This is a genomic window from Azospirillum sp. B4, assembly GCF_000333275.1.
Classification (GTDB): domain Bacteria; phylum Pseudomonadota; class Alphaproteobacteria; order Azospirillales; family Azospirillaceae; genus Nitrospirillum.
The window spans coordinates 1-6,926 of sequence record NZ_BACU01000207.1 but is presented as its reverse complement, the minus strand read 5'-3'; the positions used below and the strand labels follow the sequence as shown (position 1 = coordinate 6,926).

Below are 6,926 nucleotides of genomic sequence, written 5' to 3'. Positions count from 1 at the left end.
TAGCCGGTCATCAGCACCGTGCCGCCGTTCTGGACATACTCCCGGATGGCCTTGGCGCTGGCGGCATCCATCACATAGTCGGCGGGGATGACCACCAGCTTGTAGGATGCCAGCGTGTCGTGCCCAATGTTGATGATGGCGGTGTCGATGTTGGCCTTGAACAACGGCTCGAATGCGCCCTGCACCATGTCACCGTAGGAGCCCTGGAAATACTGCCGCGTGGTGCTGGACGGCCCGTTGGGGTGGGAGGCGATGGCGGATTCGAAGGAATAGGCGATGGCCACCTCGGGATGGGTGTAGCGCGGGAAGCCGTAGCGGGCGAGGTCCTTGAACTCGGTGGCGATGCGGCCGAACTCGTCAACCTTCCAGGACGGTGTCCCGTCGTGGTCGACCAGGCCGAACAGGGCCTGCTCCTCCCCGCCCAGATGGCTGTTGAAGGTCCAGGCCAGGATGCCTTGCGCCCCCAGCAGCAGCCCCAGATAGGCGTACATGCGGCTGCGGCCGGGTGTGCCGTAATCACCGCCACCGCCGGCGGTGAATTCGTTGAACCAGATGGGGGTGGGCAGGTCGCCCTTGGTCATCAGCGCGTTGAAGGCCCCGCTTATGGGATCGGCCGGGTAGAACCCCTCCGCGCCATAGGAGACGTAGGATTTGTAGGTGGAGAGATAGTCGAAGCCGCGCCGGGGGGCATAGTCCCAGAGGTTGGAGAGGGTGGGCAGGTCCGGCATGGCGCGACGGCGGATCGCGTCCAGTTCCTGGAGCCGGTCCACGGTGACATCGGACCAGTAGCGGTGCAGGTCCAGGTACCGCTCCGCCGGGCCGGGCCCGTCGGCCAGGGGCAGGTCGACATCGGCGAAATCGTTGAGGCGGCGCGACCACCGCTGCGTCGCCCACGCCTTGTTTCAGGCGTCGATGGTGCCGTACTTCCGCCGCAGCCAGGTGATGAAGCGCTGCCGGTCGGCCTCGGAATACGACATGAAGCCATTGCCGATCTCATTGTCATACCCGATGGCGATGATGGCCGGGTGGTGGGCGTAGCGTTTGGTCAGGGCCTCCGCAGGATGNCGGCCTCACGCACGTAGTCGGGATCGCTGAATGTTTTCATGTAGCGTTCCGCCGGCGGCAGCCGGGCGCCCGCCTGTTTGACGATGTCGACGCCGGGATAGGCGCGTTGCACCCAGATGGGGGCGGCGTCCCCCGAATATCCAGGATCACCCGGATGCCGGCCGCGTGCATCTTGTCCAGGACGCTGTCGAACCACTCGAAAGTGAATTTGCCCTGCGCTGGCTCGAATGAATCCCACGACAGGTCGCCCATGCGCACCACGGTGAAGCCCGCGTGCTTCATGATGGCGATGTCCTGGTCGATCTGTGCTGGCGTGCGGTCTATCGGCTGGTAGCAGGCGCCGACGAACAGCTGGCCGGGCCCCGGCCAACCTGCGGGTGTTTGCGCCTCCCGCGCGTTGGCCGCGCCCATCGAAGCGGTGCATAACAAGGTGGCCAGGAGCGCGCGTAGCGCCTGGCGCCGGAATCCGGCTGGAAAACGCGATGCCATATCTGTCTCACACGATCTGGTTTTGGCGCCCGTGCTTGCGGGCCGGCGCCTATCGGATGCGAAAGGCGGGGGTGAAGGTCGGCCGGTGGTCCGGCAGGGTCACGGTGACGCCGCTGTCGGTTTGCTTGAAATCCAAGGCGTCGCCGCCCAGCAGGTCCACCCGCTGGACGGGACGGGCGGCCGGCGTCAGGGTGCGGATGGTCAGGCTTTTTTGGTCCGGCCATTCCTGGGCATAGGCATAGAGGGTGTCGCCCTTCACCGTGAAGCGGATGTCTTCCGCCGTGAAGGGACGCAGCTTCGCCTCGTTGAACTTGCCGGCCGCGACCTCCGTGGGGCCTTCGCCGTAGGTTTTCCAGGGGCGGGAGTCGAAAATGCCCTCGCTGTTGGTCGCCATCCAGCCGACCAGCTGTTCCAGGATGCCGCGCTCCAGCTCATCGATGGTGCCGTCGCTGCGGACCGGGACGTTCAGCAGCAGGCAGCCGTTCTTGCTGACCACGTCCACCAGGCGTTGCACCACCTGATGCGCGGTGAGGTAGCCCTTGCGTTCATAGAGGGGCCGGCTGTAGTGCCAATCGCCCAGGCAGGTATCGGTTTGCCAGGGCTCCGGCACGATATGGTCGCTGAACCCACGCTCGATATCGGCCACCACGGCGCGGCGCTGCAGGTCCGTCAGTTCCTTGCAGTTCACAACCACGTCCACCGCACCCTTCCGGGCCAGGCTCTGGTTGTAATAATGGGCGGTGGCGCGCAGGCCATACTCGCCCAGGGGCAGGCCGGTATCGTCGAAATAGACCAGGTCCGGCTGATAGCGGTCCATCAGGTCCTGGCACCGTTTCAGCCAGGTTTCGGCGAAGGCCCGGTTGGGGGGCACGGACTCGTTCCAGATGCCGTCGTGGGCCTCGTGCCAGGCGTTCATGGCGGCCAGATCGGTGATGCCGTCCGGGATCACCATGTTGCGTCCCGTATAAAGGTTCTGGGGGTCCAGTCCCTGCCACCATTTCCCGGCCCCATCGGCCTTGGTCAGGCGGAAGGCGTCATAGCGCTGGCCGGCATGGGAACCGGTGGCGTCATAGCCGTAGGCGGTCTGGTACCAGTGCCAGGCATGGCTGGCGTGGTTGCTGACGCCGAAGCGCAGGCCGTGCTTGCGCGCCGCCGCCGCCCAGCCGCCCACGATGTCCTTGCCTGGCCCCACCCGCGTGGCGTTCCAGGCATGGTGGCGGGAGTCGAAGTTGTCGAAGTTGTCGTGATGACAGGCCATGGACACCAGATACTTGGCACCCGCCGCCTTGTAGAGCTTGGTCAGTTCCTCCGGGTCCCACCGCTCCGCCTTCCAGCGGTTGATCAGTTCCATGAAGCCGAATTGCGTGGGATGGCCGTAGGTTTTGACATGGTGCTCATAGGTGGGATCCCCCTGCATATACATGCGGCGGGCATACCAGTCGCCGAATTCCGGGGCGCATTGCGGTCCCCAATGGGCCCAGATGCCGAATTTGGCGTCGCGGAACCAGGTTGGCGCCTGATAGCCGGCCGCCAGGGAGTCCCAGGTGGGCTGGAACGGGCCCGTGGCAGCGTTCCCCTTGGCCGAAGCCGTCCCGGTGGACAAGGTCAGTGCTGAGACCGCGCCAGCATAGCGGACAAGGTCACGACGCGTCGGGCTTACCATAAGCTGTTATCCCCTTGGGAATCGTATGGTGGATGCGCGCGCCACCAGGCGTGGCGGCACGAGATCGACATGGAGCGGCAACGCCGCTTTCTTGTTGCCGGCCAGGCTGATGGCCAACTGGGCCACGCGCTGGCCGATGGCGCCGGCCCCCTGGTCGACGGATGACAAGGGCACACGCAGGAAGTCGGCATAGGAAAGGTTGCCGCAGCCGATGATGGCGATGTCGTCGGGGACGCGCAGTCCCGCCTCCAGCACGGCGCGCATCGCGCCCAGGGCGGAGGGGTCGTTGTAGCAGAACAGCCCGTCCACCCTGGGCGTCATCGCCAGCAGCTGCCGCGCGGCCTCATACCCCGCTTCCTCACCCCGGTGGTCACCCGATGGTCCCAACGCCATCACGTGTTCCGGTGCCGCCGCCAACCCGTGGTCGGCCAGTGCCTGGCGGAAGCCGGAAAGACGACCCGCCGCCGTGCTCACCTCCGGCCCGCGAAGATGGCCGATGCGCCGACAGCCTTGCGCGATGAGATGCGCGGTCGCCAACGCGCCCACCGCCTCGTCGTCATTGCCGACGAAATGGGCTTGTGCGCCGGCGAACCGTCTATCCAGCAGAATGCAGGGCGTGCCGCGCCGCTCAATCTCCCGCAGGCCGTCCGTGGTCGTCTGGGTGGACGCCAACACGATCACGTCGACCTGTCGGGCCAACAGGTGCCTGATCTGTTGCCGCTCCGCATCCGGATCCTCATCGGAGGAGGAGATCAGCAGCCCGTACCCATGGCCCCGGATGTCGTTGGAAATGGCCTTGGCGATACCCGCGAAGAAGGGGTGAAGCAGGTCGGGCACGATCAGGCCGATGGTCCATGTTTGGCCGGTGACCAGCGAGCGCGCCATGAGGTTCGGCTGATATCCCAGTTCCGCCACCCGCTCCAGCACGCGGCGGCGCGTCGCCTCCGCGATATCTGGATGGGCGCGCAGGGCTTTGGAAACCGTGACCACGGACAGTCCCAGGTCCAGCGCGATGTCTTTCATGCGGGCGCTCAAGGTGCGCGGCTCTCCCCGTGGTGGGCCGACGCGTGGCTATAGGCCTTTCCCGCGTGGCAGTTAGCGATAACTGTAGCGATTAAGCATATTTATAACAAGCCCGTTTTCTGAAATGCTGTGGGCGGTACCCTGGCCGAACATCCGCCGGCGTCCATTCCGTCGACCGGCGGCCCGTCATGCGCACCGCTGCCAAGGTGTGAAGATCACGAGGAAACGACAGCCCATGAAGCGTCATGTCCTGATGCTGGATTTGAAATCCGACCCCGCCCTGATCGAGCGTTATTGCCAATGGCATGCGGCCGGCAAGGTGCCGCCGGCGGTGGTCCGCGCCATCCGCCAGGCCGGCATTCTGGAGATGGAAATCCATCTCTGTGGCGATCGGCTGGCGATGATCATGGAAGTGGCGGACGACTACGACCCCGCTGCCAAGGCCGAGGCGGACGCCGCGGACGTGGATGTCCAGGCATGGGAGGCGTTGATGGACACGTTCCAACGCCCCTTGCCCTGGGCCAAGGCGGGGGAGAAATGGGTGCCGGCGGACCGCATTTTCAGCTTGGCCGACCAGTAAGCCTGTGCGGGGGAATGGCGATCTCTGTCACCGCCCCCCCGCATCGTCACCGCGGAGGGGCGGAAGCCGGCTTGGCGGGCATGTAACCGAGCGTCGCCGACATGTTTCCGGCGGCGACCTGGAGCAATCTCCGGGCTGTTTCAAAGTCGACCTTCTGCGAACCGTCGAGCAGCGCCAGAAACGGGATGGTCAGCGCGCCAACGATATCCCGGTCGAAGCCGAACACGGGATAGCTGATGTCGGTCACGCCGTGGGTGATCGGGCTCTTGCGGTGGTCGAAGCCGTCCCGCCTGATGATATCCAACCGTTGCGCCAGGCGGTCGCGGTCAGCCGACACGCCCTGGACCGTTTCCGCCTCGGCGATGATGCGATCAGCGCGTTCAGGTTTGGAAAAGGCCAGGATCACCTGGCCGGAGCAGCTCTTAAGCATGTCGATCGCCGCGCCGAGCCGCAGCGAGAAACCCCGCGTGCCGGGATTCTCCTCCCGTGCGATGACAAGCCCTTCGCCGCCGTTGGGGACGACGAAATGGCATGATTGTCCGGTTTCGGTCGCCAACCGGCGCATCTCTGGCAATGCCGCTTCCAAAATATTCTGCGCCGGGGTCGCGCGATAGGCGAGGTCCAGCAACTTGTAGGCAGCGGTGTAGCGATCTGATTTGGCTGATTTCTGAAGATAGCCGAGCTGCTCCATCACGATGACGACCCGAAACAGCTCGCCGACCGATCGGTTGAGGTGCGCCGCCATCTCGCTGACCAATGCCCCGTCGCGATGGTCGGCCAGCATCTCAAGGATTTCAAACGCCTTTTCTATGGCTGGCGCGGCATAGGTGCCCTTAGGGCCTGCTCGGGTCATGTGCTTCCCCCTGTTTGACGACGCGTCCGGGCGGGCGGACTGGCCACCGCCGTGTCCATCACACCGCCAGCCTTCCGCTTCCCGCCGCCGTCAATGTCTTCGTCGGTCCATCGCCCCATCGATACCTCACATTCCCGCAGCCCGGAAGCCTTGGGCCTACGCCCCTTGCCTACGCCCCTTGCCGGCGACCGGGCTGTGCTGTCCGGCGCCTCGCGAACCTGGCGTCAAAGTTTGTATTGCATATATGATAATTAGATTGTACTGGTAAAAACCATTCCGGGTATAAAAATCATCAGGGGAGAACGCACATGATGCGTGGGCGCCATTCATTGAGACTGATTCCGTTGTTGGCCGGCCTGCCGTTGCCGCTGGCCTTGATCTGGTCCGCACCTGCCATGGCGCAGACGGCCGGCGCCGCGGCCACGGCCCAGAAGCCGGCTGATGCCACCGCCGCTGGCGCGACCGGCGATCAGGGGGATTTGGAAGAGATCGTCGTCACGGGGGTGCGGGCGAGCTTGAAGTCAGCGGAAGCCATCAAGCGCGATGCGCCGGAAATCGTGGATTCCATCGTCGCCGAGGACATCGGCAAGCTTCCCGACCGCAATGTCGCCGAAGCGTTGCAGCGGGTCGCCGGTATCCAGATCCAGCGCAACTACGGTGAAGGCAGTTCCGTCGCCATCCGCGGCCTGACCCAGGTGCGCACCGAATTGAACGGCCGGGATATTTTCACCGCTGGCGGTGTCGATCTCCTAAACCTCGAGGACGTCCCGGCTGAATTGCTGGCGGGCATTGATGTCTACAAGAATCCGTCAGCCGAACAGGTCGAAGGGCAACTCAGCGGCGTCATCAATTTCCGCACGCGAAAGCCCTTTGACTTCAGTGGCTTCAAGTTCGCCGGTGGCGTGACCGGAAATTATTACGACTTGGCCGAAAAAACCGGCCCCTCTGGGTCCGTCCTGGTCAGTGATCGATGGAACACGGGCATCGGCGAAATCGGCGTGCTTGCCGATGTCGCTTACCAGAAGGACTATTTCCGCGATGACCAGATCACGACGGAGCCCTTCTACACGCTCAACCAGAGCCGGAATCCAGACGGCAGCTTCGTCAACCCCTCGGACGCGGCGACGGCGGCGGCCCTCGGCCGCACGGGCCAGCTCACCACGATCACGCACGGCGGCGGCCTGAACAAGAACTATGGGAACCGGCAGCGCTTCGGCACGGATGTCGCCCTTCAATGGAAGCCGTCGGACACC

General features: G+C 64.6%; 7 protein-coding genes and 1 pseudogene. 2 read left to right on the top strand and 6 right to left on the bottom strand.

Annotation, left to right across the window (positions count from 1 at the left end):
- From I55_RS38320 to I55_RS09120, 5 genes and pseudogenes are all read right to left on the bottom strand, one after another.
- Positions 1 to 284: beta-galactosidase trimerization domain-containing protein (locus I55_RS38320; protein ID WP_252181085.1), on the bottom strand; the 284-nt coding region annotated here is incomplete at its 3' end.
- 99 nt (positions 285 to 383) lie between these two features.
- Positions 384 to 1,010: pseudogene (locus I55_RS38315) on the bottom strand (beta-galactosidase); the annotation flags it as partial.
- 91 nt (positions 1,011 to 1,101) lie between these two features.
- Entirely contained in the window at positions 1,102 to 1,476 is a 375-nt protein-coding gene (locus I55_RS37670; RefSeq protein ID WP_199902526.1) for a beta-galactosidase, read from the bottom strand.
- A gap of 127 nt (positions 1,477 to 1,603) precedes the next feature.
- Positions 1,604 to 3,217, bottom strand: a complete 1,614-nt coding sequence (locus I55_RS09125) for an alpha-L-fucosidase (protein ID WP_044560216.1) — start codon at positions 3,215 to 3,217, stop codon at positions 1,604 to 1,606.
- Positions 3,218 to 3,223: 6 nt separating this feature from the next.
- Positions 3,224 to 4,240: a LacI family DNA-binding transcriptional regulator gene (locus tag I55_RS09120; protein WP_199902525.1), complete on the bottom strand. Its 1,017-nt coding sequence runs from the start codon at positions 4,238 to 4,240 to the stop codon at positions 3,224 to 3,226.
- 235 nt (positions 4,241 to 4,475) lie between these two features.
- On the opposite strand from I55_RS09120, the gene I55_RS09115 reads away from it, so the two are divergent.
- On the top strand, positions 4,476 to 4,820 hold the full coding sequence (locus I55_RS09115; RefSeq protein WP_044560214.1) for an L-rhamnose mutarotase: 345 nt from the start codon (positions 4,476 to 4,478) through the stop codon (positions 4,818 to 4,820).
- A 46-nt stretch (positions 4,821 to 4,866) separates the two neighbouring features.
- Here the strand turns inward: I55_RS09115 and I55_RS09110 are convergent, their stop codons facing one another.
- Positions 4,867 to 5,673, bottom strand: a complete 807-nt coding sequence (locus I55_RS09110; protein ID WP_044560213.1) for an IclR family transcriptional regulator — start codon at positions 5,671 to 5,673, stop codon at positions 4,867 to 4,869.
- A gap of 308 nt (positions 5,674 to 5,981) precedes the next feature.
- On the opposite strand from I55_RS09110, the gene I55_RS09105 reads away from it, so the two are divergent.
- A partial coding sequence (locus tag I55_RS09105; RefSeq protein ID WP_148293639.1) for a TonB-dependent receptor plug domain-containing protein occupies positions 5,982 to 6,926 on the top strand: 945 nt, incomplete at its 3' end.

What these genes read in the sequence shown, in the direction of transcription:
- I55_RS09125 (WP_044560216.1), bottom strand. Translation starts at nt 3,217, where the DNA reads ATGGTAAGCCCGACGCGTCGTGACCTTGTCCGCTATGCTGGCGCGGTC.
- I55_RS09115 (WP_044560214.1), top strand. Translation starts at nt 4,476, where the DNA reads ATGAAGCGTCATGTCCTGATGCTGGATTTGAAATCCGACCCCGCCCTG.
- I55_RS37670 (WP_199902526.1), bottom strand. Translation starts at nt 1,476, where the DNA reads ATGGGCGCGGCCAACGCGCGGGAGGCGCAAACACCCGCAGGTTGGCCG.
- I55_RS09120 (WP_199902525.1), bottom strand. Translation starts at nt 4,240, where the DNA reads ATGAAAGACATCGCGCTGGACCTGGGACTGTCCGTGGTCACGGTTTCC.
- I55_RS09110 (WP_044560213.1), bottom strand. Translation starts at nt 5,673, where the DNA reads ATGACCCGAGCAGGCCCTAAGGGCACCTATGCCGCGCCAGCCATAGAA.